Here is a 26,627-nt window from a genome sequence, read left to right as displayed (position 1 = left end):
GGCGGGCGCGCTGGCCGCGCTGGCCGCCGGCATGGCCGGCGCCGATGCAGCAGAGGCTGCCGGTGCCGCCGCCGTCCCTGCACAGGGCAGGAAGCCCGGCCCGCTGGGCAACTGCAGGCCGGCCAGCCGCGCCCGCAGCGCGGCATCGGCGGCGGGCACGCGCAGCACCGTCTGGCTCTGGGCCTGGCGCAGCGTGATCACCCGGGCGGTGCGCAGGCCGCGCTGGGCCATCTGCGCCATCGCGGCCTGGGCGGCCTCCTGGCTGTCGAAGCGGCCCAGGCTGATGCCCGGCTGCAGCTCGGGCGTGCCGCGCAGGTCTTCGGCCTCCAGCTTCAGCCGCTTCAGCTCGGCCAGCTTGCGCTGCACCGTCTCGCGGTCGGCGTAGCGGCCCATGTAGATCATGAAGGCGCCGCTGTCGTCCTGGCGCTGCACCTGCCAGGCGCCATCGGCCAGGCCGGCTTCGCGCAGCGTGCGCTCGGCAGCCGGGGCATCCTCGGCCGAGAACGGGCCGGCCTCCAGGCAGGCCAGGGCCGCAGCGCTGCTGGCCGCGGCCGCCTGCGCGCTGGCGGCGGCCAGTGCGGCGCTGGCCGCCTGCGGCGGGAGGATGCGCACCAGGCCGGGCTGGTGCTGGCGCTGCAGGCGCTCGGGCTCGCGCTCGGCGGGTGGTCCGGCGCCGTCGAACAGCCCGGTCAACGCCGCCAGCAGCAGCGCATTGGCCAGCAGCAGCACCAGGGCCAGGGTTCTCAGCATGGCGGCGGGGCGGCAGCGTCCAGCGGCCGCAGGCTGACTTCGCCGCTGGCAACCGGCTGGCGGCCGGCACCGGTCTGCAGCCACAGCGTGCCGGTGGCATCCACGCCATCGGCGCGGCCATGGGGCAGGCCGGGCAGGGTGGTGGCCACGGCGCGGCCGGAAAGCACGTCGCGCCGGGCAAAGGCCGCCTGCAGCGGCGCAAAGCCCTGCGCGTCGAAGGCCTGCATGGCCCGCACCAGCGGCGGCAGCACCCGGCTCAGCGTGGCGGGTGCATCCAGGCCGGGTTGCAGTTCCTGCACGCTGGCATGGCCCCAGCTCAGCACCGGTGCGGCGGCCGCCGGGTTGGCCGGATCGTGCGGCGGCAGGGGCAGGATGTTCAGGCCGATGCCCAGCACCGCCAGGCGCTGCTGGCCGAGCTGCACCGTCTCGATCAGGATGCCGCCCAGCTTGCGGCCGATGTGGGCGGCGCGGCCGCCGTCGTCCAGCAGGACCAGGTCGTTGGGCCACTTGAGGCCCAGGCGCGGGGAGGTGTCGGCGGCCAGCGGATCCAGCGCGTCGGCCAGCGCCAGCCCGACCGCCAGCGACAGGCCCGACCAGTCGGCCGGCGCCAGCGGCAGCGCCAGGCTGAAGGTCAGCGACGCACCGGCCGCCGATTGCCAGGCCTTGCCCTGGCGCCCCCGGCCGGCGGTCTGCTGCTCGGCCACCAGCAGGGCCGGTTTCAGGCCATCGGCGGGCGATTGGCGGGCGCGGGCCAGCAGCTCGGTGTTGGTGGAGCCGATGCTGGCGACCACCTCCACCGTCAGCCCGGGCAGCAGGGGCTGCAGCGCCAGCCACAGGTCTTCGGCACCCCAGCGCAGCGGGGCGGGGGCCAGCGCCTGGCTCAAGCCTTGGACGCGCCGGATGCGCGCTGGGTGGCCTTGGGCGCGCTGCTGCGCTTGGGTGCCAGCATGGTGCCGCGGCAGGTCTTGGCGCCGCAGCGGCACTCGAAGCGCTTCTTCAGCGCCGGGGTGTAGCGCTCCTCGATCACCAGGCCGTAGTCGAAGAACAGCTCCTCGCCGGGCTTGATGTTGCGCAGCGCCAGCAGGTAGACCTGGCCCGACTCATCATCGGCCTCGATGTTGGGCGCGCAGCTGTGGTTGATCCATTTGCTGGCATTGCCGCCCACATTGCCGTCGATCACCAGCTCGTCGTTCAGGTGAAAGTAGAAGGTGTGGTCGGGCTGGCTCGGGTCATGCGGATGGCGGCGCAGCGCCTCGGGCCAGGTGATCACCTCGCCGGTGTATTCCAGGATCAGCTCGCCCTTCTTGATGGGCACCAGCGCGAACACACCCTTGCCGTGCACGCCACTTTCGCGCACCTGCAGCCGGCCCTTGGTGGTGCCTGGCGCGGGCGGCTTGGCCGCAGCGGGGGCGCCTGCGGGAGCGGCGGCTGGCTTGGCGGCTTTGCGGACGGCTGATGGCACGGCGGCTTTCATTGGTTAAAGTGAATTCATGGGCGCGCGCGTGCACAGGTGTGCAGGCGCGCGCGAAGCGAAGCGGATTGTAGGCACGGCCCCAACAGGCCGGCTGCCTGGCCAAGGGACATCACCAGACACATGAGCAAGACCCTGATCATTGCCGAGAAGCCCAGCGTGGCGCAGGACATCGTGCGCGCGCTCACTCCGGTGGCTGGCAAGTTCGACAAGCACGAGGACCACTTCGAGAACGAGCGCTATGTGGTCAGCTCGGCCGTGGGCCACCTGGTGGAGATCAAGGCGCCGGAGGAATACGACGTCAAGCGCGGCAAGTGGAGCTTCGCCCACTTGCCGGTGGTGCCGCCGCACTTCGACCTGGCGCCGATCGACAAGGCCAAGAGCCGGCTCAATGCGGTGGTCAAGCTGGTCAAGCGCAAGGACGTGACGGCGCTGATCAATGCCTGCGACGCGGGCCGCGAGGGCGAGCTGATCTTCCGGCTGATCGTGCAATACGCCGACAACCTGAAGACGCCGCTGAACAAGCCCATCCAGCGGCTGTGGCTGCAGAGCATGACGCCGCAGGCCATCCGCGAGGGCTTCGAGCAGCTGCGCAGCGACAAGCAGATGCTGGGCCTGGCCGACGCCGCCCGCAGCCGCAGCGAGGCCGACTGGCTGGTCGGCATCAACGGCACGCGGGCGATGACGGCCTTCAACAGCCGCGACGGCGGCTTCTTCCTGACCACCGTGGGCCGGGTGCAGACGCCCACGCTGTCGATCATGGTCGAGCGGGAAGAGAAGATCCGCAAGCATGTGGCGCGCGACTACTGGGAGATCAAGGCCGGCTTCGCCGCCGCGGCCGGCGACTACGAGGCCAAGTGGTTCGATCCCAAGTTCAAGAAGGACGACGACCCGGACCGCCGTGCCGACCGCCTCTGGAACGAGCGCGATGCCAACGCCATCTCCGACGCCGTGCTGGGCAAGACCGGCACGGTCACCGAAGAGGCCAAGCCCAGCAACAGCTCCAGCCCGCTGCTGTACGACCTGACCACGCTGCAGCGCGAGGCCAACAGCCGCTTCGGCTTCTCGGCCAAGACCACGCTGTCCATCGCCCAGGCGCTGTACGAGAAGCACAAGGTGCTGACCTACCCGCGGACCGACAGCCGGGCCCTGCCCGAGGACTACCTCGCCACGGTGAAGAACACCTTCGAGATGATCTCGAACGAGGACCTGCCCGGCCCGCTGAAGGCGCTGGCCCTGCATGCGCGCAAGGGTCTGAACGAGGGCTATGTGAAGCCGACCAAGCGGGTGTTCGACAACAGCAAGGTGTCGGACCACTTCGCCATCATCCCCACGCTGCAGCCGCCCAAGAGCCTGACCGAGGTGGAGGCCAAGCTCTACGACCTGGTGGTCAAGCGCTTCATCGCGGTGTTCTACCCGCCGGCCGAGTTCATGGTCACCACCCGCATCACCATCGTGGAAGGCCACCACTTCCAGACCAACGGCAAGGTGCTGGTCAACCCCGGCTGGCTGGCCGTCTATGGCAAGGAAGCGCAGGACGAAGACGCCAACCTGGTGCCGGTGCAGGCCGGCGAGCAGGTGGCCAACGAGCACATCAGCGTCAACGCGCTGAAGACCAAGCCGCCGGCCCGCTACACCGAGGCCACGCTGCTGAGCGCGATGGAAGGCGCCGGCAAGCTGATCGACGACGACGAACTGCGCGAGGCCATGGCCGAGAAGGGCCTGGGCACGCCGGCCACGCGGGCGCAGGTGATCGAAGGCCTGATCCTGGAGAAGTACATCCTGCGCGAGGGCCGCGAGCTGGTGCCCACGGCCAAGGCCTTCCAGCTGATGACGCTGCTGCGCGGCCTGGCCATCGAGGACCTGACCAAGCCCGAGCTCACCGGCAACTGGGAGCACCAGCTGGCCGAGATGGAGCAGGGCAAGCTGAGCCGCGCCGAGTTCATGCAGGGCATCGCGGCCATGGCCGAGCGCATCGTGCGCAAGGCCAAGGAATACGACCGCGACACCATCCCCGGCGACTACGCCACCCTGGCCGAGCCCTGCCCCAACTGCGGCGGCGTGGTGAAGGAGAACTACCGCCGCTTCACCTGCACCGGGGCCGATGGTGCGTCGGAGGGCTGCGGCTTCTCGATGACCAAGATCCCCGCCGGCCGCAGCTTCGAGCTGCACGAGGTGGAGACCTTCCTGCGCGACAAGAAGGTCGGCCCGCTGGAAGGCTTCCGCTCCAAGGCCGGCTGGCCGTTCACCGCCGAGCTGAAGCTGGTGCATGACGACGAGATCAACAACTGGAAGCTGGAGTTCGACTTCGGCGACGATGCCAAGGCCGATGGGGCCGAGGCCGAGGCCATCGACTTCAGCGGCCAGCCCAGCTTCGGCGCCTGCCCCAAGTGCAAGGGCCATGTCTACGAGCACGGCAGCAACTACGCCTGCGAGCATGCGGTGAGCGCGCCCGTCACCTGCGACTTCAAGACCGGCAAGATCATCCTCACCCAGCCGGTCAGCCATGAGCAGGTGACCAAGCTGCTGGCCACCGGCAAGACCGACCTGCTCGACGGCTTCGTCAGCAACCGCACCAAGCGCAAGTTCAAGGCCATGCTGGTGTGGGACGAGAAGGAAGGCAAGGTGGGATTCGAGTTCGCGCCGCGTGGCGATGGCAAGGTCATCCCGGCGCGCAAGACAGCGGCGGCCAAGACGGCCGCACCCGCTAAGAAGGCTGCCCGCAAGAAGGCGGCCTGAGTTGGCCGCCCCCGGCTGGCCTTGCCTGCGCGCGGCAGGCGCCGAGCTGTGCGTGCTCGACCTGAGCGTGCAGCCCGGTGCCAAGCACACCGGCGTGGACGGCCTGCACGACGGCGCGCTGCGGGTGCGTCTGGCCGCACCGCCGGTCGACGGCAAGGCCAACAGCCAGCTGCTGGCCTGGCTGGCCACCGAGCTGCGCTGCCCCAAGCGGGACCTGGTGCTGCTGCGCGGCGAGGCATCGCGCCGCAAGCAGGTGCAGGTGGCGCTGCCCGAGCTGGCCGTGGCCACCTGGCTGGACCGGGTGCTGTGTCCCTGAGCAAGCCGCCCGCCGCACGATGAGCCTGCTCATCTTCCACAAGCTGCTGGCCATCTTCTGCACCGTGGCCCTGGGCTGGGCCGCCGGCCGCATGCGCTGGCTGGGCGAGCCCGCGGGCGGCATCGATCCGGCCCGGCTGCTGGGCAACGCGGCGTTCTACATCTTCGTGCCGGCGCTGCTGTTCCGCGCCACCGCGCGCATGGACGTGGCCACCATGCCCTGGTCGGCGCTGGGCGCCTACTTCGGCCCGGCGGTGGCCTATGTGCTGGTGCTGTACGGCTGGCACCGGCTGCGCCAGCCCACCCTGGCCGCAGGGGCCGACCTGGAGGCCAGCGAGCGCACCGCCGCACAGCCGGCGGTGCGGGCCTTTGCCGCCACCTTCGGCAACTCGGCCCAGGTGGGCGTGCCGGTGGTGGCCGCGCTGTTCGGCGAGGCCGGGCTGGGCATCCATGTGGCGCTGATCAGCCTGCATGCGCTGGTGCTGCTGACCCTGTGCACCATGCTGGTGGAGCTGGACCTGGCGCGCACCCGCTCGCTGCACGAGGCCAGCGCCAGCCTGTGGCGCACGCTCAAGAGCACGGTGCGCAATGCGGTGGTGCACCCGGTCACGCTGCCGGTGCTGCTGGGCGGGCTGTGGCATGCCACCGGCGTGCCGCTTCCCGCGCCGGTGGACGAGACCCTGGCCCTGCTGGGCACGGCGGTGGCGCCGCTGTGTCTGGTGCTGATCGGCATCACCCTGGCCTACACCGACACCGCCACGGTGCGCCGCGCCGCCCGCAGTGCGCTGGCCACCACGTTGCTGAAGCTGCTGGTGCTGCCGGCCCTGGTGCTGGCCGTGGCCCACTGGGGGCTGGGCCTGCAGGGCCTGGCGCTGAAGGTGGTGGTGCTGATGGCGGCGCTGCCCAGTGGCAGCAATGCGCTGATCTTCGCGCAGCGCTACCGCACGCTGGAGGCCGAGGCCACCACCGCCATCGTGCTGTCGACCGTGGGCTACATGGCCACGGTCACGCTGTGGCTGGCGGTGCTGGCGCGGCTGGGCTGAGGGCCCACGGCCTCGCGGAGCTCGGCCGCTTCGCCAGGCACAAAGCCTCCTCAGGAGGCTTTGTGTCCGGGCTCAGCCACCCGGCTGCGTCTGGCGCTCGTCGTCGCCCAGCGTGGCCTGCAGCACCTGGCCGTTGGCGTCGAAGGCCACGTCGAACACCTTCTTGTCCTGCCCGCGCTGCACATGCCAGCGCCACACCGTCTCGCCGGGCTTGGTGGCGTAGCGCAGTTCACGCGCATGGCGGCCCAGCAGCTGGCCCACCGCGGCCTGCGGCATGCCCGGCTGCACCTTCGCAAAGTTGGCTTCGGTCAGCAGCTGCCGCAAGGCGGTGAGCTTGCCGTCGGCGCCGATCTCGGCCTGGTAGTTGGTCCAGCCCTCGGGCTGGCGCGGGTAGGCCAGCAGCTTGCTGCCGTCGGCCCGCTCGGTGACTTGCACCGGTTCGCCGAACTGGGCCCGCACATCGGCTTCGGTCGACACGCCTTCTTCCAGCCTGGCGGCGCGTTCGGTGTCGCAGGCCGACAGCAGGGCGGCCACGGACAGCAGCAGGGGGATCAGCAGTCGGCGCATCGGTGTTGGAAGGGGTGGCGGTGGGCCGCATTCTGCAGCCCGCACCGTTCTGGGAAAATTGCGGGATGAACCCCACCGACATCCCCGCGTACATGGCCCATGTGGGTGTGGCCGCCCGCGCTGCCGCCACCACCATGGCCGCCGCCGGCACGGCGGCCAAGAACAACGCCCTGCGCGCGCTGGCGCGCCGCCTGCGCGAGGCCGGTGCCGACCTGGCCGACCACAACGAGCTGGACCTGGCGGCCGCCCGTGCCGCCGGCCTGGCCGCGCCGCTGGTCGACCGGCTCAAGCTCACGCCGGCGGTCATCGCCACCGTGGCCGAGGGCTGCGAGCAGCTGGCCGCGATGCCCGACCCGGTGGGCGAGATCACCAACGTCAAGCGCCGGCCCACCGGCATCAGCGTGGGCCAGATGCGGGTGCCGCTGGGCGTGTTCGGCATGGTCTACGAGAGCCGGCCCAACGTGACGATCGAGGCCGCCAGCCTGGCCATCAAGAGCGGCAATGCTGCCATCCTGCGTGGCGGCAGCGAGGCCCTGCACAGCAACCTGGCGCTGTGGCGCCTGGTGCAGGCCGCGCTGGTGGAGGCCGGCCTGCCGGCCGATGCGGTGCAGCTGGTGGAGACCACCGACCGCGCCGCCGTCGGCCGCCTGATCGCCATGCCCGAGTACGTGGACGTGATCATCCCGCGTGGCGGCAAGGGCCTGATCGAGCGCATCAGTGCCGAGGCCCGGGTGCCGGTGATCAAGCACCTGGACGGCAATTGCCATGTCTACGTCGATGCCGAGGTCGACATCGACCAGGCCCTGGTGGTGACCGACAACGCCAAGACGCAGAAGTACAGCCCCTGCAATGCGGCCGAATCGCTGCTGGTCCACCAGGCCCAGGCCGCGGCCTTCCTGCCGCGCATCGGCGCCATCTTCGCGGCCAAGGGCGTGGAGATGCGCGTCTGCCCGGCGTCCAAGGCCATCATGGTGGCCGTGCCCGGCGCCCAGCTGGTGGATGCCACCGAGGCCGACTGGGCCGAGGAGTACCTGGCGCCGGTCATCAGCATCAAACTGGTGGACAGCCTGGATGCGGCCATCGCCCACATCAACCGCTTCGGCAGCCACCACACCGATGCGATCCTGACCACCAACCACCCGAATGCGATGCGTTTCCTGCGCGAGGTGGACTCGGCCAGCGTGATGGTCAATGCCAGCACCCGGTTCGCCGACGGCTTCGAATACGGCCTGGGTGCCGAGATCGGCATCTCCACCGACAAGTTCCACGCCCGCGGGCCGGTGGGGCTGGAGGGGCTGACCTCGATGAAGTGGGTGGTGCTGGGCCAGGGCGAGGTGCGCGGCTAGCTAGCGCCCCTGCGGGCTGGCGCTGGCCTTGCCGCCGGCTTGCACTGCATCCAGCACCGCGTTCAGCCGGTCCAGCTCGGCACGGGTCTGGGCGCCGACGGCCACGCCGGCCTTCTCGCGCGCGGCGATGCGGGCCACCGCGGCGCGGCCGCGCTGGGCCAGGTCGGGCGTCCAGGCGGTCAGCACGGTGCGGCTCAGGAAGTACAGCGCGTTGAGCCGGCCGGTCTCGCCGAGCGTCTCGATGCGGCCGGCATCGAACAGCCCCAGCACTGCGGCGATGGCTTCGGGCGCGGCCAGCCAGCGGTTCTGCAGCGCGGCACCGGCGGCCAGGCGCCGGGCCTTGTCGGGCGAGTCCAGATCGGGCACCAGGCGGGCCAGTTCGGCGGTGGCGTCGGGCCGCGCCAGCCACAGCTCGACCTGCTGGCGCTGGGCCACCGTGGCATCGGTTGCCGCCAGCACCGGCTGCACCCCCGGCAGGCCCAGCTGTGCCAGCCGGGCGGCCAGCGATTGCGCCAGCGCGGCATCCTCCGCGCGGAAGTAGCGCAGCTGGTGCCGCTGCGGCACCTGGCGCACCAGCTCCGCCGGCGGCACCCGCAGGTCGTCCTGGGCCAGGGCCTGGCGCAGGCGCTCCACCTCGGGCCGTTGGCCGGCATCGGCGAACTGCAGGTACAGCACCGGCTGCGGCCGCTCGCTCTGCAGGCTCTGGCGGGCCGCGGCCGTTTCCGCCTGCTGTCGCCGCCAGGCGGCCTCGCGCTGGGCGGCCTGCAACTGCGCGGCTTCCAGGGCCTTCTCCAGCTGCGGGATGCGTGCCGCCTGTTCCAGCGCCAGCGCGGCCTGCTGGCGGGCGCTGTCGGCCTCGGCCCGCACCCGCTGGTACTGCCAGTAGAGCGCGCCAGCGGCGGCCAGCGCCAGCGGCACCACCCACAGCCGCCAGCGCTTGTTCAGCAGCTTCAGCAGCTCGTGCTGCTGGGCCTCGGCCTCGGCCTGCAGGGCCTGGCGCTGGCGTTCGGCCTCGGCCTCGCGCGCCGCCTGCTCGCGGGCCTGTTCGGCCGCCAGCGCTGTGGCATGCGCGGCCTGGCTCTGCTGCAGGAACTGCATCGCCGCGTCGAAGCCGGGCCGGATCCGCGCCGCCCAGGCGGCGTTGGGCTGCTGGCGCGCCGCCCAGGCCGTCACCAGCTGCAGCTCGGGCGGCACCAGCAGCAGCACCTGGTTGTCGCGGTGCAGCTCGGCGGTCTCGGCCAGTCGGCGGTAGATGCGGGCCGACTCGGCCTCCTCGTCCACCCAGCCGCGCAGCGCACCCCACACCCGCATCAGGCTCTCGTGCGAGATGTCGACCACCGTGGCCGGCTGCAGCGGCACGCCATGCGGCGGCATCAGGAAGGCGCGCTCGGGGTCGCGGAAAGGCGCCATCACCGCGTCCAGCTCGTCGGCACTGGCGCCGGTGATGGCGCACAGCGTGTCCAGCCGGGTGGGGCGGCGGGTGCCGCGGGCGTCGCTGCCCCGGTCGGTGATGGCGCGGAACAGCGCGGCGCACAACGCCTGCTGGCGGCCGGGCTGCAGCTGGGCCAGGGCCTCGTCGGCATGCTGGTCCAGCGCGCCGGCCATCGCGCCCTTGGCGTCGTAGTGGTCGGCCAGCAGCGGACCGGTGGCGCCGGCATCGCGCCAGCAGGCCCAGGTGCGGTTGAGCGCATGTTGCAGGATCGACAGCTGGTCGGGGTTGTCGCCCACCTCGTTGACCAGGCGGGTCAGCAGCACCGGGTCGATGCTGGCGCCGCACACACCCACCGGGCCGGCAATCGCCGCGCGGCGCTGCTCGCGGGTCATGCGCGGCACCAGGTACTGGCCGCGGTTGATGGCCTCGGGCAGGCCGTCGAACTGGGCGCATTCACCGAGGAAGTCCGACCGCATCGTGATCACCACGAACACCGGCAGGGCGGCATCGCGCGGCTGGTGGGCCACCTCCAGCAGCAGGTTGACGAAGGCGGTGGCGGTCTCGGCGGCGCTGGCCTCGCCGCCCAGGGCGCGGTAGCGGAACAGCTCCTCGAACTGGTCGACCACCACCAGCAGGTTGGGCCGGTCCACCAGCAGCGGCCGGGCCTCGCGGTAGGCCTCCAGCAGGCCGCGCTTGCCCATGCCGAGCGTGGCGGCCACCAGTTCGGCCGGGTGGAAGCCGGTCTCGTCCTCGGCCGGCTGGGGCAGCACCGCCGGCTGGGCCAGTGCTTCCGCCAGCGCGGCCATCGGCTGGCTGCCGGGACGGCAGGTGGCCACCCGCCAGCCGCTGCCGGTGCGGGCCAGCAGGCCGCGGTGCAGCGCCGGGATCAGCCCGCAGCTGACCAGCGACGACTTGCCCGAGCCCGAGCTGCCCACCACCGCCAGGAAGCCGTGCGCGCCGAGCGCGTCGACCATGCTGTCGACATGCGCCTCGCGGCCGAAGAACAGCGGCTCCTCGTCTTCGCGGAACGGCCGCAGGCCGGGGAAGGGGTTGCGCACCGGCGCCACCGCCGTCATGCCTGCGCGCCGGGCACTGCCACGCCCAGCGCGGCCTGCAGCGGCGCCAGCGCAGCGGCCGGCACGCCGGCCAGCAGGTCCAGCGTGGCGGGATCGGCCAGGGCCTGCTCCAGTTCCTTGTCGGGGGTCACCGGCGGCAGCAGCGCCAGCCAGCGCGACGGGCCACGGCCGGCGATGGCGGCCTGCTTTTGCAGGTCGCTGACCTGGTGGAACTTCCAGGCCTCGTCGCCGGCGCCGTAGACGACCAGCACCGCGCGGCTGTCGGCCACCAGCTGGGCGTTGCGCTGGCGCAGCTCGGCAGCGTCGCCGGCAAACACCGGCACGCTGACCGCCAGGCCCAGGCCGCGCAGGGCCTTGACCAGCGGCACCACCGCGGCGCGGTCGGCCTCGGTCATCAGCAGGTGCACCCGCGGTCCGCTGCCGCTGGCCGGCGTGGGCGCAGCCACCGGCTGCTGCAGGGCCTGCAGCGCCTGGTGCACCGCGCTTTTCAGCGCCTCGGGTTCGCCGCGCAGCAGGTCGGCACCACGCTGCAGGTCGGCGTCGGTCTGCAGCGCGTCCAGCCAGGCCTGCTGCTCCGGCCGCTCACCCTGGGCGCCAGGTGCCAGCCACAGGATGCGGCGCAGGCCGCGGGCCTGCGCCGCGGCGGCGGCCAGCGTGTTCTGCAGCGCCACCAGCGGCTGGCCGGTGGGGCCGTCGGGCACCGGCCCGGCGCTGCTGCCCACCAGGTGCACCGCCAGCGTGGCGCGGGCCAGCAGCGTGGCCAGTTCGGCGCGCAACAGGTCTTCGCTCAACGGCAACTGCTGCGCCGGCAGCACGGTGTGGCCGTGCAGGCGCAGGTCGGTCACCAGCTGGGCGCGCACCGCCTGCAGGTCGCGCCCGCACTCGGCCACGAACACCACCTGGCCACTGGCTGCCGGCGCCGCGGCGGCCGGCGCAGCCTCGGCCAGCGCGCGCAGGTTGTCGGCCATCTCCACCGCCAGGTCGCTGACCCGGCGCAGGAACTCCTGCCGCGCGTCGTCGCCGAAGGCGGGGTCGATCTCGACCTGGCGCGCGCCCTCGTCCTTGTAGAAGGGATGGCCCAGCGAGCGTTCAAACACCGGTGGCACCCGGTCGCCCGGGGCCAGCGGCGTCTTCAGCACCTTCACCACCCGGGTCTTGTTCTGCACCTGGGTGGCGCCGGCCGCCGCGGCGAAGCCGGCCACCTCGGCGGTGCACCAGTCGGAGCGCACATAGCGCGGCGACAGGATGGACACCAGCAGCGCCGCCCGCGGCAGCTGGGCGCGGATCTCGTCGCCGAAGACATCGTCGCCGCGCAGCTTGTCGTCGCGCCACAGCCGCGCCGGCTCGCCCAGGCGCTGGCTCAGCCGCGTCTTCAGCACCGCATGGAAGCGGCTCACCCAGCCGGGCTGGCCGGGCTCCAGCGGCTCGTTGTCGATGTGGGCGTAGCTGATGAAGGCGTGCAGGTCGAAGGGCATGGCGGGTGGGGGCCGCTGGATCGGCGTGCGCATCATGCGCCCGGCCGCCGCCGCCGGGCATGGGGTGTGTCCACAGGGTGGCACAGTGCTGCGGCACACTCGCGCCATCCATCCCGCCACCTGACGATGCCCGCCGCTGCCCCCGACCCCCGCCACGCCCTGGTGCTGTTCTCCGGCGGCCAGGATTCCACCGCCTGCCTGGCCTGGGCGCTGGACCGCTACGAACGGGTGGAGACGGTGGGCTTCGACTACGGCCAGCGCCACCGCATCGAGCTGGACTGCCGCACCGTGGTGCGCGATGCGCTGGCCGCGCAGTTCCCGCATTGGGCGGCGCGGCTGGGCGACGACCACCTGCTCGACCTGCGCCTGCTGGGCCAGTTGAGCGACACCGCGCTGACCAGCGAGCGCGCCATCGCCATCGCCGCCAACGGCCTGCCCAACACCTTCGTGCCCGGTCGCAACCTGCTGTTCTTCAACTTCGCCGCCGCGCTGGCCTGGCGGCGCGGCGCCAGCGTGCTGGTGGGCGGCATGTGCGAGACCGACTACTCCGGCTACCCCGACTGCCGCGACAACACCCTCAAGGCCCTGCAGGTGGCGCTGAGCCTGGGCCTGGACGCGCCGATGGTGGTGGAGACACCGCTGATGTGGTTGAGCAAGGCCCAGACCTGGGCGCTGACCGACCGCCTGGGCGGCGCGGCGCTGAATGCGCTCATCATCGAACACACCCACACCTGCTACCTGGGCGAGCGCGGCACCCTGCATGCCTGGGGCCATGGTTGCGGCCAGTGCCCGGCCTGCGCGCTGCGGCGCAACGGCTTCGAGGCCTGGCAGCCTGCCGGAGCCACGCCATGATCGACGACTGGCTGCCCTGGGCGGTGTTGCTGGCGGTGCTGGGCCTGTGGACGCTGGGCGCCTACAACCGCACCACCGCGCTGAAGGCCGCGGTGCTGGCCGGCTGGACCACGCTGGACGCCGCGCTGCAGGACCGCGCCCAGGCCGTGGCCGCCCTGCTGCAGGCCACCGCCGAGCCGCTGGCCGCCGAGGCTGCCGCCAGGGATGCGGTGGCCCAGGCGCTGGTCCAGGCCCAGGCCGCGGCCGATGTGGTGCGCCGCGCGCCGGCCACGGCCGATCCGGTGGCCGACCTGGGCAAGGCCGACGCGGTGCTGGCCGCCGTGCTGGTGCGCCTGGTGGCGTTGGTGGAACAGCAGCCGGCGCTGCTGGCCGATGCGGCCGTAGCCGAGCCGCTGCAGGTGCTGAAGGTGGCGCCCGCCCGGCTGGCGTTTGCGCGCCAGGTGTTCAACGAGGCCGGTGCGGCCTACAACGCCGCCACCAGCCAGTTTCCGACGCGGCTGCTGGGCTCGCTGCTGCGCTTCGGGCGCGCCGGGCGGTTTTAGCGCGGCCTCAGCCGCGTTCGGCCATGATCGACGCGGTGGCCACCAGCTCGTCGAACATCGCCAGCGACACCGCACCCGACACCGAATACGGATCCAGCTCCGCGGTGGCCGAGTACTTCAGCAGCAGCGCCGGGTTCAGCCGGCCCATGTTGACCTGGCCCATGGCCCAGCCGGCAAAGCGGCGTTCGCCGATCTCCTCGTAGCTGAGCAGCACCACGTCGGTGTGGCGCGTGTCGGCGGCGATCTTCAGGTACAGCTTGTTCACCGCGGCGCGGCCACCTTCCAGCGCCTGGATGAAGATGCCGCCTGAGTAGCACAGCAGCCCGGTCACGCCGATCGGCGGGTTGTTGCCCTTGCTCTGGCGCAGGATGGCGAGCAGCGCGTCCTGGTCCATGTGGGCCGCAGCCCGGCTTGCATACAGCAGTCGTACCAGCATGTTCATGTCCCTGCTTCGGTCAGCGTTCAAGAGGCGTTCTTCTTCGACAGCAGCGAGAGGAATTCGCGCCGCAGGTTGGGGTCCTTCAGGAAGGCGCCGCGCATCACGCTGTTGGTCATCGCGGTGTCGTCGTCCTTCACGCCGCGCCAGTGCATGCAGAAGTGGTCGGCCTCCATCACGATGGCCATGCCGTCGGGCTTGACCCGCTCCTGCAGCGCATCGGCCAGCATCACCACCGCCTCTTCCTGGATCTGCGGGCGGCTCATCACCCATTCGCACACCCGCGCGTACTTCGACAGGCCGATCAGGTTGGAATGCTCGTTGGGCAGCACGCCGATCCACACCCGGCCCAGGATCGGGCACAGGTGGTGGCTGCAGGCGCTGCGCACGGTGATCGGGCCGACGATCATCAGCTCGTTCAGGCGCGAGAAGTTGGGGAATTCGGTGACCGCCGGCATCGGCACGTAGCGGCCGCGGAACACCTCTTCCACGAACATCTTGGCCACCCGCTTGGCGGTCTCGTTGGTGTTGTGGTCGCTGTCGGTGTCGATCACCAGCGCGCGCAGCACCTGCTGCATGTGCTGCTGCACCTCGGCCTTCAGTTCGGTGAGCTCGCCCTCGCGGATGTGCTCGGCGATGTTGTCGTTGGCGTGGTAGCGCCGGCCGGCGCCCACCAGGCGGTAGCGGATGCGCTCGCTGGCGGACAGGCGCGCCAGTTCTTCTTCGCTGCGAAAGATGGGGTCGTGGTCCGGCATGGGCGCGTTTGTTGTCTCCAGGGTCTGCCATTGTGGGGGCTGCACCGGCTTGGCGCTCGGGCCGGGGGATAGACTTCTCCGATGCCTGCATCTGCCGCCTCGCCGCCCCTGCACCGCCTGCTGGGGGCGGTGGCCGATGCGGTGGCCGGCGTGCGCGCGGGCCGTTCGCTGAACGATCTGCTGGCCGCCACGCCGGCCGAGTTGCGCGCCGGCACCCAGGCGCTGAGCTTCAGCGTGCTGCGGGCGCTGGGCGGCGCGCTCACCGTGCGCGCCCTGCTGGCACCCAAGGCGCCGCCGCCGGCGGTCGATGGCCTGCTGCTCAGCGCCCTGGCCCTGCTGTGGCCCACCGGCAGCCCGCCGCCGTATGCGCCGCACACCCTGGTCGACCAGGCGGTGACCAGCGCGCGTGCCCGTGTGCCCGCGGCTGCCAAGTTCATCAATGCGGTGCTGCGCCGCTTCCTGCGCGAGCAGGACGCGCTCGTCGCCCAGGCTCTGCAGCAGCCGGTGGCCCGCCACCAGCACCCGGCCTGGTGGATCGACCGCCTGCAGCAGGATTGGCCCGCCCAGGCCGGTGCGCTGATGGCCGCGGCCAACCAGGCGCCGCCGATGGTGCTGCGGGTCAACGCCCGCCGCAGCAGCACGGCCGGCTACCTGCAGCGCCTGGCCGCCGCCGGCCTGTCGGCCCAGCCGGTGGACGATCCCGCGTTCGGCGGCCACGCCCTGGTGCTGGACCAGGCGTGCCCGGTGCACCAGCTGCCCGGCTTTGCCGAGGGCGATGTGTCGGTGCAGGACTTGTCGGCCCAGCGCGCCGGTCCGCTGCTGCTGGGCGGCACCGGCCCCGGCATGCTGCCGCCGCTGCCGGCCGGCGCCCGGGTGCTGGATGCCTGCGCCGCGCCCGGCGGCAAGACCGCCCAGCTGCTGGAGCGCGCCGATCTGGACCTGCTGGCCCTGGATGCCGACGCCACCCGCCTGCAGCGGGTGCAGCAGACGCTGGACCGCCTGCGCCTGCCGGTCGCCGGCGGCACCGTCCAGCTGCGTGCCGCCGATGCGCGCGCTGTGGCCAGCTGGTGGGACGGCCGCCGCTTCGACGCCATCCTGCTGGATGCACCCTGCACCGCCTCGGGCATCGTGCGCCGCCACCCCGATGTGCGCTGGCTGCGCCGGCCGGCCGACGTGGCCGCGCTGGCCGCCATCCAGGCCCAGCTGCTGGACGCGCTGTGGCCGCTGCTGGCGCCCGGCGGGCGGCTGCTGTATGCCACCTGCTCGCTGTTCCGCGCCGAAGGCATGCACCAGATCGATGCTTTTTTGCAACGCCATGCCACCCAGCAACCCCGCCTGGCAGCGGCCTCGCCCGGCCACCTGCCGGGCGTGCCGGACAATCCCGACAACCCCGCCACCGGCCCTGCCGGCGATGGTTTCTTCTACGCCCTGATCCACCAACCCTGAGCCTGTGCTGCCGATGCGCTGCCAGCTGTTGCATCCCTCGCTGCCGCGCATGCCCCACCGCCCTGCTCCGCCGGCGCGCATCGCCCTGGTGCGTTGGTGGCTGGCCCTGTGTCTGGGTCTGCTGCTGCTGCTGCAGCCGCTGGGGGTGGGTGCGCAGGCGGTGGAGCTCAAGCAGCTGCAATTGCAGCGCCGCGATGGCGACCTGACGCTGGAATTCAGCGCCCGCCTGACGCTGGGCCCGGCCATCGAGGACGCGCTGCACCGCGGCGTGCCGCTGTACTTCAATGCCCGCGCCACCGTCTACCGCGACCGCTGGTACTGGCGCGACGAGCGCATCGCCCGCGTCAGCCGCACCTGGCGCCTGGCCTACCAGCCGCTCACCGCCAGCTGGCGGCTCAGCCTGGGCAACCTGTCGCAGGGCTATGCCACGCTGTCCGAGGCGATGGCGCCGCTGTCGCAGATCAGCGGCTGGCGGGTGGTGGAGCTGGACAAGCTGGAGCACGGCAGCCGCCACCATGTCGAATTCAGCTTCAGCCTGGACAACAGCCAGCTGCCGCAGCCGATGCAGATCGACCTGGGCGGTGACTGGAAGCTGGGCATCGAGCGCAGTCTGAGGGTCGAGTGACCAAGTCGGCCCGCTGGGCGCTGGGCGTGTCGGCGCTGGCCGTGCTGGGCGCGGCGCTGGTGCTGGCCTTCGTGCTGAGCCTGTCGACCAGCGGCTGGCTGGCCGAGCGGCACTTCGTCTGGCTGTTCTGGGTGAACGTGGCGGTGGCTGGCCTGCTGCTGTTGGTCATCGGCCTGGGCGCGGCACGGCTGGTCACCCGGCTGAAGCGCGGCAAGTTCGGCAGCCGGCTGCTGGCCAAGCTGGCCGGCGTGTTTGCGCTGGTGGGCGTGGTGCCGGGGCTGCTGATCTACGGCGTGTCCTACCAGTTCGTCACCCGCAGCATCGACACCTGGTTCGACGTGCAGGTGGCGCAGGCGTTGGACGCCGGCCTGTCGCTGGGCCGCAGCACGCTGGATGCGGCCGTGGCCGATCTCAGCAACCAGGCCCGCACCGCGGCCGAGCGCCTGGCCGATGCCCGCCAGCTGGACGCCCGCCTGCCCGAGGGCAAGCAGCCCATCGGCCCGCTGGCGCTGGAGCGCACCCGCCAGCAGCTGGGCGTGCGCGATGCAGTGCTGCTGGGTGCCAACGGCCAGGTGCTGGCCAGCGCCGGCGGCAGCAATGCCGCCCTGGTGCCCGAGCGGCCGGCCGCCGCGCTGCTGCGCCAGGCCCGGCTGCAGCGCAGCGTGGGCGTGCTCGAAGGCCTGGACGACGAGCCCCAGGCCGGTGCCCGCCCCAGCGCCCGGGTGCGTGCCGTGGCCCTGGTGCCCAACACCGACATCAACCTGGCGGCGGCCAATGAAGAGCGCTTCCTGATGCTGGTGCAGCCGCTGCCCGATGCGCTGGTGGCCAATGCCCTGGCGGTGCAGGCCGCCTACCGCGAGTACCAGCAGCGCGCCCTGGCCCGCGACGGCCTGCGCCGCATGGTGGTGGGCACGCTGACGCTGTCGCTGGTGCTGTCGGTGTTCGGCGCGCTGCTGCTGGCCGTCAGCCTGGGCAACCAGATCGTGCGGCCGCTGCTGCTGGTGGCTGACGGCGTGCGCCAGGTCGCCGAGGGCGACCTGACGGCCAAGCCGGTGTTCGCCAGCCGCGACGAGCTGGGCGGCCTGACCCGCAGCTTCGCGCAGATGACCGAGCAGCTGTCGGACGCGCGGGCCCAGGTGCAGCGCGGCGTGGCCCAGCTGGAGGGCGCCCGCACCCGGCTGCAGACCATCCTGGACAGCCTGACCGCCGGCGTCATCGTGTTCGACCGCCAGGGCGCCATCGACACCGTCAACCCGGGTGCCACCCGCATCCTGCGCCAGCCGCTGTCGGCCTACCGCGGCCGCCCGCTGGCCGAGGTGCCGGGACTGGCCGAGTTCTCGAACGCCGTGTGGCAGCGCAGCGAGATGCACCGCACCAGCCCCGAGGACGGCGAGCGCGACCACTGGCAGGACGCCTTCGAGCTGCAGCTGGGCAAGGGCGAGAGCCTGAACCTGCTGCTGCGCGGCGCCAGCCTGCCGGGTGACGCGCGGCTGCTGGTCTTCGACGACATCACCGAGGTCGTCTCGGGCCAGCGCAGCGTGGCCTGGGCCGAGGTGGCGCGCCGGCTGGCGCACGAGATCAAGAATCCGCTGACGCCGATCCAGCTGAGCGCCGAGCGGCTGGAGCACAAGCTGGCCGCCAAGCTCGATGCCGAGGCCGACCGCGCCATGCTCAGCCGCAGCGTGGCCACCATCGTGGCCCAGGTGCAGGCGATGAAGCAGCTGGTCGATGAATTCCGCGACTACGCCCGCCTGCCCGCGGCCCAGCTGCACCCGCTGGACCTCAACGCCCTGGTGCTGGAGGTGCTGGGCCTGTATGCCGCGCCGCAGGAGCAGGGCCGCCTGCAGGCCCGGCTGGCCGAGGCGCTGCCGCTGATCGAGGGGGACACCAGCCAGCTGCGCCAGGTCATCCACAACCTGGTGCAGAACGCGCTGGACGCGGTGGAGCAGCGGCCCGACGGCCTGGTGCAGGTGATCACCGAGACCGCCCGCAACGACGGTGGCGAGCTGCGCGCCGTGCGCCTGCGCGTCAGCGACAATGGTGGCGGCTTCGGCGACAAGGTTCTCAAGCGGGCTTTCGAGCCCTACGTCACCACCAAGCCCAAGGGCACCGGCCTGGGGCTGGCGGTGGTCAAGAAGATCGCTGACGAGCATGGCGCGCGGGTGCGCATCGTCAACCGCCGGGCGGAGCCGGTGGCCACCGCCGATGGCGTGCCCGCCGAAGGCGCGGTGATCGGGGCGCAGGTTTCGTTATCATTTTCTCGATTTGCCCCGGCGCAGATCCCCCATGCCCCCGACATGCCGGCAACCGCCAGCCCCCAGAACCCCACCCCTGCAACGGCCAGCCGTGCCGCACAGGGGTAGCGAGCACGCATGGCCACGATCCTTGTAGTTGACGACGAGCTGGGCATCCGCGGCCTGCTGTCGGAAATCCTCTCCGACGAGGGCCACACCGTGGACCTGGCCGAGAACGCTGCCGAAGCCCGGGCTGCGCGGGAGCGCCTGAAGCCCGACCTGGTGCTGCTGGACATCTGGATGCCCGACGTTGACGGCATCTCGCTGCTCAAGGAATGGGGCGCCGCCGGCCTGCTGACCATGCCGGTGATCATGATGAGCGGCCACGGCACCATCGACACCGCGGTGGAGGCCACCAAGTACGGTGCCAGCGCCTTCCTGGAAAAGCCGATCACGCTGCAGAAGCTGCTGCGTGCGGTGGAGCAGGCGCTGGTGCGGCCGGCGCCGCGCCTGGCGCCGGTGCCGGCGCTGTCGGCACCATTGAACGGCCAGGCCCCGGGCGCGGTGCGCAGCGACCCGATTCCCCTGCCGGGCGACCCGCTGCCGCCGGCGGGCAGCCTGGGCGCCAGCCTGCCGGCGCCGCTGCTGGGCCCGCAGCCCGAGCAGAGCTTCGACCTCGACCGCCCGCTGCGCGAGGCCCGCGACGCCTTCGAGAAGAGCTACTTCGAGTTCCACCTGGCCAAGGAGAACGGCTCGATGACCCGCGTGGCCGAGAAGACCGGGCTGGAGCGCACCCACCTCTACCGCAAGCTCAAGCAGCTGGGCGTGGACCTGGCCCGCAGCAAGCGCGCCGGCCTGTAGCCGCCAGGCTGGCGGCGCGGCGCCGAAATCAGGCTATACTCACAGGCTCGGCCTGGTAGCTCAGTTGGTAGAGCAGCGGATTGAAAATCCGCGTGTCGGTGGTTCGATTCCGCCCCAGGCCACCAAAATCAAGGCAGGCTGCAACCTCACCTGCCTGCATGCCGAAAGCCCGCCGCAGCGCGGGCTTTTTCATGCCTGCTGCGCACGCGTGACCGCGCCCATGCTGCCGTCACGCCGGGCCCGCCGCGCAATGCCTGCCGGGTATCCTTGTCGATTGCTCGCCGTTGACCGCATGCGTTCCGAACACCGACCCGAGATCGACGGCCTGCGTGCCGTGGCCATCGTGCCGGTGGTTCTGTACCACGCAGGCGTGCCGGGATTCGGCGGCGGCTATGTCGGCGTCGACGTGTTCTTCGTCGTTTCCGGGTTCCTGATCACCGGCATCCTGCTGCGCGCGCTGCAGGCCGGGCAGTTCTCCCTGCTGCTGTTCTACGAGCGCCGCATCCGCCGCCTCCTGCCGGCGCTGGTGGCCGTGCTGGTTGCCAGCACGGCGGCCGCCAGCTGGCTCCTGTTCCCGACCGAACTGAACGGCTTCGGACGAAGCCTGGCCGCCACGGCGCTGTTCCTCGCCAACGTCCACTTCATGCGCGATGCCGGCTATTTCGCCGCGCCCGCCGAGAGCCAGCCGCTGCTGCACATGTGGTCGCTCGCCGTCGAGGAGCAGTTCTACTTGCTGTTTCCGCTGGTGCTGGCCGCTGGCTGGCGCTGGTTCCGACCCCGACTGCTGGCCGTCATGCTGGTGCTGGCCGCGCTGTCGTTCGCGTACGCGCTCTGGCTGCTGGCGCACAAGCCTGACCATGCGTTCTACGCCACGCCGTCCCGCGCCTGGGAACTGCTGGTCGGCGTCGCACTGGCCATGGTGACCCTGCACCGCCGGCCCCGGCGGGTGATCGGCCCGCGCACGGCCAGTGCGCTCACGCTGCTGGGTCTGGCGTTGATCTGCGTCCCGGTCGCCACCTACTCGGAGACCACCCGCTTCCCCGGTGCCATGGCCTTGCCACCGGTGATGGGTGCGGCCTTGGTGCTGCTGGCGGCACCCGACAGCGACAGATTGATCTCGCGATTGCTGACGAACGCACCGGTGCGTCTGACGGGGCTGATGTCGTATTCGCTCTATCTGTGGCACTGGCCGGTGATCGTCTTCTGCAAGACCTTGGCGATCCAGCCGCTGACCGCCGGGCAGACGGCACTGATGCTGGCTGCCGTGGTCGCGCTTGCGCTGTGCAGCTGGCGCTTCATCGAGCAGCCGTTCCGGCGCGGGGGCAGCGCCACCGGACCTGGCCGGGTGATCGTGGCCGGCGCTGCTGCCATGGCAGTGTCGCTGCTGGTCGGTGTGGGCCTGGCCCGGGGTGACGGCTTCCCAGGCCGCTTTCAGCCCGAGGCGCTGGCCCTGCTGCGCGCGCGCACCGACCTTGGCACGGCCGCCGACTGCCGCCCTCTGGCGCCTCCAAGGCGTCCGGTCGACGGCCGGCTTTGCAAGCTCGGGGCCGAAGGCGGTGCGCTGCCCAGCTTCGTGGTCTGGGGCGACTCGCATGCAGAGACGCTGTTTCCAGCCTTCAACGCGGCCGCGGCGCAGGCCGGTGCCAGCGGCGTGGCGTTCATGCGGCGTGGCTGTCCGCCACTGGTCGGCGTGCGGCAATTGCGCGACCGCCTGGCCGACTGCCCCGAAACCGCCGAAGCGTTCTTTCGCTACCTCGCCGACCATCCCCATGTGCGGCAGGTGGTGCTGGTCGCCCGCTGGGCCGTGTACGCCATGGGCCACCGGTTCCGCCAGGAGCCCGGCCCCGCCGTGTTCATCGGCGACGGGTTCGATGCTGCACCGTCGACGGCAGGCAACCGTCCGGTGTTCGAGCGCGGCCTGGTGCGCAGCCTGGACCGGCTGGCGGCCCTCGGCGTGCAGGTCACCGTGGTGGCTCAGGTGCCCGAGACGGAGCATCTGGTGCCCCTCGCCCTGGCGCGCGCCGTCGCGCTGCAGCGCACGGTGGACCTGGCACCCGCGCAGCAGGACTACCAGGCCCGCCAGGCGGTGGTCGAGGCGCTGTTCCAGCAGCACCTGCCGCCTCGACAGGTGGCCGTGCTGCGGCCGGCCAGCGTGCTGTGCCCGGCGGACCGTTGCGCGGTCGTGATCGATGGCGCGCCGGTCTACCGCGACACCAACCACCTCACCCGCAGCGGTGCGCTGGCACTGACCAGCGTGTTCCAGCCGTTGTTCACCGCCGCTCCGCCGGGTGCGCTGCGGGCGCCCTGAGGCCGGCCTGGCCGACCAGGTGGTGGCATCGGCGCTGGCCGGCCAGCGCCATGTGCCGGCGATTGGCCCTAGCATGGCGGCGCGCGCAACGCGTCCCACCGCCATGGCCCTCGACCTGCCCCTCGCCACCCTCTCGATGACGGAGATCATCCGTCTGCAGACCCTGCTGTCGCAGGAGCTGACGCGCCGCTTCGAGGCGGCTGCCACCGTCTGCTTCACCGACGTGGTCGGCTCCACCGCCTACTTCGCCCGCTTCGGCGATGCACGCGGCCGCCAGCTGCAGCAGTTGCATGTGGATGCGCTGGAGCGTGCGCTGCAGGCCCATGGCGGCCGGCTGGTCGACACCGCCGGCGATGGCGCGGTGTCGATCTTCAGCGATGCCACCCAGGCCGCGCAGGCGATGTGCGCGCTGCAGCATGACCTGAATGCCGCCAACCGCCACCGCGCCCGCGACGACCAGGTGGTGCTGCGCGTGGGCCTGCACCACGGCCGCGTGCTCACCGACGGCGTGCAGGTCACCGGCGATGTGATGAACCTCTGCGCCCGCATCGCCGCCTCGGCCGAGCCGGGCCAGATCCGCCTGTCGCACGACTGCTTCCGCGAGCTGGACAACCTGCAGCGCCTGCGCTGCCGGCCGCTCGGCGAGGTGCAACTCAAGGGCGCCGGCCGGGCGATGGCGCTGCTGTCGCTGCACTGGCTGGACCGCAGCCGCTTCCCGGTGGCGGTGCGGGTGCGGCAGACCGGCGAGGTGATCGACCTGCCGCTGCAGGACATCGTGTCCTTCGGCCGGCTCGACATCATCGAGGGCATGACTGCCAACGACGTGGTGCTGGCCCTGCCCGATGCGCTGGCCACGCGGCAGATCAGCCGCTGGCACTTCGAGCTGCGCCGCGGGCCCGATGGCTATGTGCTGCGCTCGGTCAGCACCCATCCCACGGTGGTCGATGGCCTCGTGCTGCAGCGGGGTGAGGAGGCGCCGGCGCTGCCGGGCTCGGTGGTGGTGCTGTCGGGCGTGATGACACTCGATCTGCTGGGCCGCCAGCAGGCCGACGACAACCCCGGTGACGCCACGATGGTGGCCTGAGGTGCCCTGAGCCCTGGGTGACGGCGTGCGCCGTCACCCGGCGCCTAGCATGGCGCATCCACCCTTGCCGGCCACCGGCCACCCCGCCATGCAAGCCCTGCGCGTCCATGCCTTCGACCAGCCGCTGCAGCTGGACACCCTGCCCACGCCCGAGCCCGCCGCCGGCGAGGTGCGGGTGCGGGTACAGGCCTGCGGCATCTCGTTCTTCGACCTGCTGATCGCCCGCGGCGGCTACCAGTGGCGGCCCGGCCTGCCGTTCACCGTGGGCAGTGAATTCGCCGGCGTGGTCGAGGCCCTGGGCCCTGGCACCACCGGCCTGGCGGAGGGCGACCGGGTCGGCGGCTCGGTGTCGATCGGTGCCTGGTGCCAGCAGCTGTGCGTGCCCGCCAACGTGTTGCACCCGGTGGCGCCGCAGGCCGCGCTGGACGAGGCGGCCGTGCTGTACATGCCCTACGGCACCGCGCTGTATGCGCTGCGCGAGCGCGGCCAGCTGCAGCCGGGCGAGACGCTGCTGGTGCTGGGCGCCACCGGCACGGTGGGCGCCGCGGCGGTGCAGCTGGGCAAGGCGCTGGGCGCGCGGGTGATCGGCGCAGCCACCGGCGCAGCCAAGTGCGCTGCGGTGCAGGCCGCCGGTGCCGATGCGGTGGTCGACCTGGCCGCCGACGACTGGAAGGACCAGGTCAAGGCCCTGGCCGGGCCGGCGGGCGTGGACGTGGTGGCCGACCCGGTCGGCGGCGCCTTCACCGACACCGCGTTCCGCACCCTGGGCTGGGGCGGGCGCCACCTGGTGCTGGGCTTTGCCAGCGGCAGCATCGGGCAGCTGAAGGGCAACCTCACCATCGTCAAGGGCGCCAGCCTGGTGGGCGTGGACCTGCGGCAGTTCAAGGAGCGCCAGCCGGATGCGGCGCGGGTGCTGATGCAGGACGTGGCCGCGCTGCACCGCGACGGCCGCATCCGGCCGCTGATCACCGCACGCTGGCCGCTGACCGAGCATGCCCAGGCCTGCGCCCAGGCCGGCGACCGGGCCACCGTGGGGCGGGTGCTGCTGCTGCCGTGACGCCGGCCGGCGCCGGGCCGGTTCAGCGCAGCGTGCCGAAGAACGCCCGCAGGTCGTCGACGAACAGTGCCGGCTGCTCGAAGGCGGCGAAGTGACCGCCGCGCGGCATGGCCTGCCAGTGGCGGATGTGGCTGAACCCGGCCGCCTCCATCCACCGCCGCACAGGCGGCACGATCTCCTGCGGATACACCGCCACGCCGGTGGGCACGGCCACCGGCAGCGGCTTGCGCTTTCCCGGGCCGAAGCTCTCCCAGTACAGCCGGGCCGACGAGGCGGCGCTGGCCGTCACCCAGTACAGCATCAGGTTGTCGAGCAGCGCGTCGCGGTCGATGACCGTCAGCGGATCGCCGTTGCAATCGGTCCAGGCCCAGAACTTCTCGAGGATCCACGCCGCCTGGCCGGCGGGAGAGTCGGTGAGCGCATAGCCCAGGGTCTGCGGCCGGGTGGCCTGCTGGGTGGAATAGCCCGCGTCCCAGTCGCGGTAGAACTGCAGCCGCTGCAGCGCGTGCGCTTCCTCGGGCGGTGTCGGGTCGGCCGGCAGCGGCCGCGCGCCCATGGCGAGCGTCACATGGATGCCCAGGCAGTGCGCCGCATCCAGCCCGCCGAGGGCGCTGGTCACGGCCGATCCCCAGTCACCGCCCTGGGCGGCATAGCGGTGGTGGCCCAGCCGCGCCATCAGCTGCGCCCAGGCGGCGGCGATGCGGTCCACGCCCCAGCCGGTGGTGGCGGGCTTGGCGCTGAAGCCGAAGCCCGGCAGCGACGGGATCACCAGGTGGAACGCATCTTCCGCACGGCCGCCGTGGGCGGTGGGATCGGTCAGCGGGCCGATGACCTGCTGGAATTCAACCACCGAGCCCGGCCAGCCATGGGTCAGCAGCAGCGGCATGGCACCGGCATGCGGCGAGCGCACATGCAGGAAGTGGATGTCCAGCCCGTCCAGCGTGGTGAGGAACTGCGGGTGGCGGTTCAGCAGCGCCTGGCGCTGCGGCCAGTCGTAGCCGGTGGCCCAGTGCCGGCAGATGGCCTGCAGCCAGGCCAGCGGCACGCCCTGCTGCCAGCCGTCCACGGGCGCAGCCTCCGGCCAGCGGGTGCGGGCCAGGCGCTGGCGCAGGTCGTCCAGCACCGCCTGCGGCACATCGATGGTGAACGGGCGGAGGCTGTCGTCGGCCATGGCGCGGTGCTGGTGGTCAGCGCACGGTGGACTGGTCCTGCCCGTACAGGATCTTGCGGGCGGCCTCGTCGGGCGGGGCCGGCGGCGCGGCGTTGACCTCCAGCGCGCGGGCATAGGCCCGCACCGTGGCCGGCCGCGCCTGGATGCGCTGGAACCAGGCTTGCAGGTGCGGAAAGTCCGCCAGGTTCTGGCGCTGGCGCTCGTGCGGCACCACCCAGGGGTAGCAGGCCATGTCGGCGATGGAATAGTCACCGGCGATGCAGTCCTTCCCAGCCGCGGCCTGCTGGCCCAGGTGCTTGTTCAGCACGCCGTAGAGCCGGCCGGTCTCCTTCACATAGCGGTCGATGGCGTAGGGGATCTTCTCCGGCGCGAAGGTGCCGAAGTGGTGGTTCTGCCCGGCCATCGGCCCCAGCCCGCCCATCTGCCAGAACAGCCACTGCAGCGCCACGTTGCGCCCGCGCAGGTCGGCGGGGATGAAGCGCTGCAGCTTGTCGGCCAGGTACAGCAGGATGGCGCCCGATTCGAACAGCGGCAACGGCGCGCCGCCATCGGCCGGCGCATGGTCGACGATGGCCGGGATGCGGTTGTTCGGCGCGATGGCCAGGAAGTCGGGCTGAAACTGGTCGCCCTTGCCGATGTTGACCGGGTGCAGCTGGTAGGGCAGGCCGGCCTCTTCCAGGAACAGCGTGATCTTGTGGCCGTTGGGCGTGGTCCAGTAGTACAGGTCGATCATCGGGGCTCCTGGCGTTGGATGGCAGCCCGACCAGCCGGGCCGCGGGTCGGCATGGGGCGTCAGCGCGGCGTGCGGGCGCGCTGGCAGTCGGGATGCTCGCGCAGGCCGGGCTCGCTGCGGCACAGGCGCTCGATGCAGACGGCGCTGGCCACCGCGCCGCGGCCTTCGCAGCGTTCGGCCGGGCCGAGGCTGCGTGTCTGCAGCAGCACCGGCTCGCTGTCGCGCGCGGCCACCTTGGGCACCGGCGTGTCGATGCCGCGCGGCGCAGCGGCCACCGGTGCGGCGGCCGAGGCCGCCGCTGGCGCCGGG

General features: G+C 72.1%; 24 protein-coding genes and 1 tRNA gene. 14 read left to right on the top strand and 11 right to left on the bottom strand.

Annotated elements, in window-relative coordinates; all coding sequences use genetic code 11:
- The 3 genes from FFT10_RS26890 to FFT10_RS26880 all read right to left on the bottom strand — a co-directional run.
- The coding region (locus tag FFT10_RS26890; protein ID WP_137735973.1) for a hypothetical protein at positions 1 to 750 on the bottom strand (750 nt) is incomplete at its 3' end.
- Entirely contained in the window at positions 744 to 1,634 is an 891-nt protein-coding gene (locus tag FFT10_RS26885) for a biotin--[acetyl-CoA-carboxylase] ligase (RefSeq protein ID WP_228027342.1), read from the bottom strand. The genes FFT10_RS26890 and FFT10_RS26885, both read right to left, overlap by 7 nt.
- Positions 1,631 to 2,212, bottom strand: a complete 582-nt coding sequence (locus tag FFT10_RS26880) for an SET domain-containing protein (RefSeq protein WP_373282617.1) — start codon at positions 2,210 to 2,212, stop codon at positions 1,631 to 1,633. Before FFT10_RS26880 ends, FFT10_RS26885 begins: the two co-directional genes overlap by 4 nt.
- 132 nt (positions 2,213 to 2,344) lie before the next feature.
- On the opposite strand from FFT10_RS26880, the gene FFT10_RS26875 reads away from it, so the two are divergent.
- Genes FFT10_RS26875 through FFT10_RS26865 form a run of 3 tightly spaced genes read left to right on the top strand, consistent with a single transcriptional unit; the run spans position 2,345 to position 6,318 of the window.
- Positions 2,345 to 4,960: a DNA topoisomerase III gene (locus tag FFT10_RS26875; protein WP_137735971.1), complete on the top strand. Its 2,616-nt coding sequence runs from the start codon at positions 2,345 to 2,347 to the stop codon at positions 4,958 to 4,960.
- Between the two features lies 1 nt (position 4,961).
- Positions 4,962 to 5,276: a DUF167 domain-containing protein gene (locus FFT10_RS26870; protein ID WP_228027341.1), complete on the top strand. Its 315-nt coding sequence runs from the start codon at positions 4,962 to 4,964 to the stop codon at positions 5,274 to 5,276.
- A 19-nt stretch (positions 5,277 to 5,295) separates the two neighbouring features.
- The gene (locus FFT10_RS26865) at positions 5,296 to 6,318 is read left to right on the top strand and encodes an AEC family transporter (protein ID WP_137735969.1); all 1,023 of its coding nucleotides are present in this window, start codon (positions 5,296 to 5,298) and stop codon (positions 6,316 to 6,318) included.
- 72 nt (positions 6,319 to 6,390) lie between these two features.
- Here the strand turns inward: FFT10_RS26865 and FFT10_RS26860 are convergent, their stop codons facing one another.
- The gene (locus tag FFT10_RS26860) at positions 6,391 to 6,885 is read right to left on the bottom strand and encodes an outer membrane protein assembly factor BamE (protein WP_137735968.1); all 495 of its coding nucleotides are present in this window, start codon (positions 6,883 to 6,885) and stop codon (positions 6,391 to 6,393) included.
- A gap of 65 nt (positions 6,886 to 6,950) precedes the next feature.
- On the opposite strand from FFT10_RS26860, the gene FFT10_RS26855 reads away from it, so the two are divergent.
- Entirely contained in the window at positions 6,951 to 8,231 is a 1,281-nt protein-coding gene (locus tag FFT10_RS26855) for a glutamate-5-semialdehyde dehydrogenase (RefSeq protein WP_137735967.1), read from the top strand.
- Here the strand turns inward: FFT10_RS26855 and FFT10_RS26850 are convergent, their stop codons facing one another.
- Positions 8,232 to 10,739, bottom strand: coding sequence for an nSTAND1 domain-containing NTPase (locus tag FFT10_RS26850; RefSeq protein WP_137735966.1), 2,508 nt, complete (start codon positions 10,737 to 10,739; stop codon positions 8,232 to 8,234).
- Positions 10,736 to 12,214, bottom strand: a complete 1,479-nt coding sequence (locus FFT10_RS26845; protein WP_162520945.1) for a toll/interleukin-1 receptor domain-containing protein — start codon at positions 12,212 to 12,214, stop codon at positions 10,736 to 10,738. Before FFT10_RS26845 ends, FFT10_RS26850 begins: the two co-directional genes overlap by 4 nt.
- A gap of 126 nt (positions 12,215 to 12,340) precedes the next feature.
- Here FFT10_RS26845 and queC point away from each other — a divergent pair, with 126 nt between their 5' ends.
- Positions 12,341 to 13,066 carry a 7-cyano-7-deazaguanine synthase QueC gene (queC, locus tag FFT10_RS26840; RefSeq protein WP_137735964.1) on the top strand — a complete coding sequence of 242 codons (726 nt, stop codon included), beginning with the start codon at positions 12,341 to 12,343 and terminating at the stop codon, positions 13,064 to 13,066.
- Entirely contained in the window at positions 13,063 to 13,608 is a 546-nt protein-coding gene (locus FFT10_RS26835) for a LemA family protein (protein ID WP_137735963.1), read from the top strand. Before queC ends, FFT10_RS26835 begins: the two co-directional genes overlap by 4 nt.
- Positions 13,609 to 13,615: 7 nt before the next feature.
- Here FFT10_RS26835 and FFT10_RS26830 read toward each other — a convergent pair whose 3' ends face one another.
- Together FFT10_RS26830 and folE are read right to left on the bottom strand one after the other, a co-directional pair.
- A complete protein-coding gene (locus tag FFT10_RS26830; protein WP_137735962.1) occupies positions 13,616 to 14,044 on the bottom strand; it encodes a BLUF domain-containing protein in 429 nt (142 codons plus the stop codon).
- 26 nt (positions 14,045 to 14,070) lie between these two features.
- A complete protein-coding gene (gene folE / locus FFT10_RS26825) occupies positions 14,071 to 14,799 on the bottom strand; it encodes a GTP cyclohydrolase I (protein WP_137735961.1) in 729 nt (242 codons plus the stop codon).
- 81 nt (positions 14,800 to 14,880) lie between these two features.
- Here folE and rsmB point away from each other — a divergent pair, with 81 nt between their 5' ends.
- The 8 genes from rsmB to FFT10_RS26785 all read left to right on the top strand — a co-directional run bounded on the left by rsmB (position 14,881) and on the right by FFT10_RS26785 (position 24,414).
- Complete coding sequence (rsmB, locus tag FFT10_RS26820) at positions 14,881 to 16,245, top strand: 16S rRNA (cytosine(967)-C(5))-methyltransferase RsmB (RefSeq protein WP_137735960.1); 1,365 nt, start codon at positions 14,881 to 14,883, stop codon at positions 16,243 to 16,245.
- A 49-nt stretch (positions 16,246 to 16,294) separates the two neighbouring features.
- Positions 16,295 to 16,870, top strand: a complete 576-nt coding sequence (locus tag FFT10_RS26815) for a DUF4390 domain-containing protein (RefSeq protein WP_137735959.1) — start codon at positions 16,295 to 16,297, stop codon at positions 16,868 to 16,870.
- Entirely contained in the window at positions 16,867 to 19,233 is a 2,367-nt protein-coding gene (locus tag FFT10_RS26810) for a sensor histidine kinase (protein WP_137735958.1), read from the top strand. The genes FFT10_RS26815 and FFT10_RS26810 overlap by 4 nt, the downstream gene beginning before the upstream one ends.
- Before the next feature lie 9 nt (positions 19,234 to 19,242).
- Positions 19,243 to 19,965: a response regulator gene (locus FFT10_RS26805; protein ID WP_137735957.1), complete on the top strand. Its 723-nt coding sequence runs from the start codon at positions 19,243 to 19,245 to the stop codon at positions 19,963 to 19,965.
- Between the two features lie 49 nt (positions 19,966 to 20,014).
- Positions 20,015 to 20,090: transfer RNA gene (locus FFT10_RS26800), tRNA-Phe, on the top strand.
- Between the two features lie 167 nt (positions 20,091 to 20,257).
- Positions 20,258 to 22,273: an acyltransferase family protein gene (locus tag FFT10_RS26795; protein WP_162520944.1), complete on the top strand. Its 2,016-nt coding sequence runs from the start codon at positions 20,258 to 20,260 to the stop codon at positions 22,271 to 22,273.
- A gap of 103 nt (positions 22,274 to 22,376) precedes the next feature.
- Positions 22,377 to 23,357, top strand: a complete 981-nt coding sequence (locus FFT10_RS26790; protein ID WP_162520943.1) for an adenylate/guanylate cyclase domain-containing protein — start codon at positions 22,377 to 22,379, stop codon at positions 23,355 to 23,357.
- An 88-nt stretch (positions 23,358 to 23,445) separates the two neighbouring features.
- Positions 23,446 to 24,414: an NADPH:quinone oxidoreductase family protein gene (locus FFT10_RS26785; protein WP_137735954.1), complete on the top strand. Its 969-nt coding sequence runs from the start codon at positions 23,446 to 23,448 to the stop codon at positions 24,412 to 24,414.
- A gap of 22 nt (positions 24,415 to 24,436) precedes the next feature.
- Here the strand turns inward: FFT10_RS26785 and FFT10_RS26780 are convergent, their stop codons facing one another.
- The 3 genes from FFT10_RS26780 to FFT10_RS27880 all read right to left on the bottom strand — a co-directional run.
- Positions 24,437 to 25,585, bottom strand: a complete 1,149-nt coding sequence (locus tag FFT10_RS26780; protein ID WP_137735953.1) for an epoxide hydrolase family protein — start codon at positions 25,583 to 25,585, stop codon at positions 24,437 to 24,439.
- A gap of 16 nt (positions 25,586 to 25,601) precedes the next feature.
- On the bottom strand, positions 25,602 to 26,318 hold the full coding sequence (locus tag FFT10_RS26775) for a glutathione binding-like protein (RefSeq protein WP_137735952.1): 717 nt from the start codon (positions 26,316 to 26,318) through the stop codon (positions 25,602 to 25,604).
- A gap of 59 nt (positions 26,319 to 26,377) precedes the next feature.
- A partial coding sequence (locus FFT10_RS27880) for a hypothetical protein (RefSeq protein WP_373282616.1) occupies positions 26,378 to 26,627 on the bottom strand: 250 nt, incomplete at its 5' end.

Source organism: Pseudaquabacterium pictum (assembly GCF_005403045.1).
GTDB lineage: Bacteria > Pseudomonadota > Gammaproteobacteria > Burkholderiales > Burkholderiaceae_C > Pseudaquabacterium > Pseudaquabacterium pictum.
The sequence above is the reverse complement of the archived record's forward strand: the minus strand, read 5'-3'. Positions and strand labels throughout refer to the sequence as shown.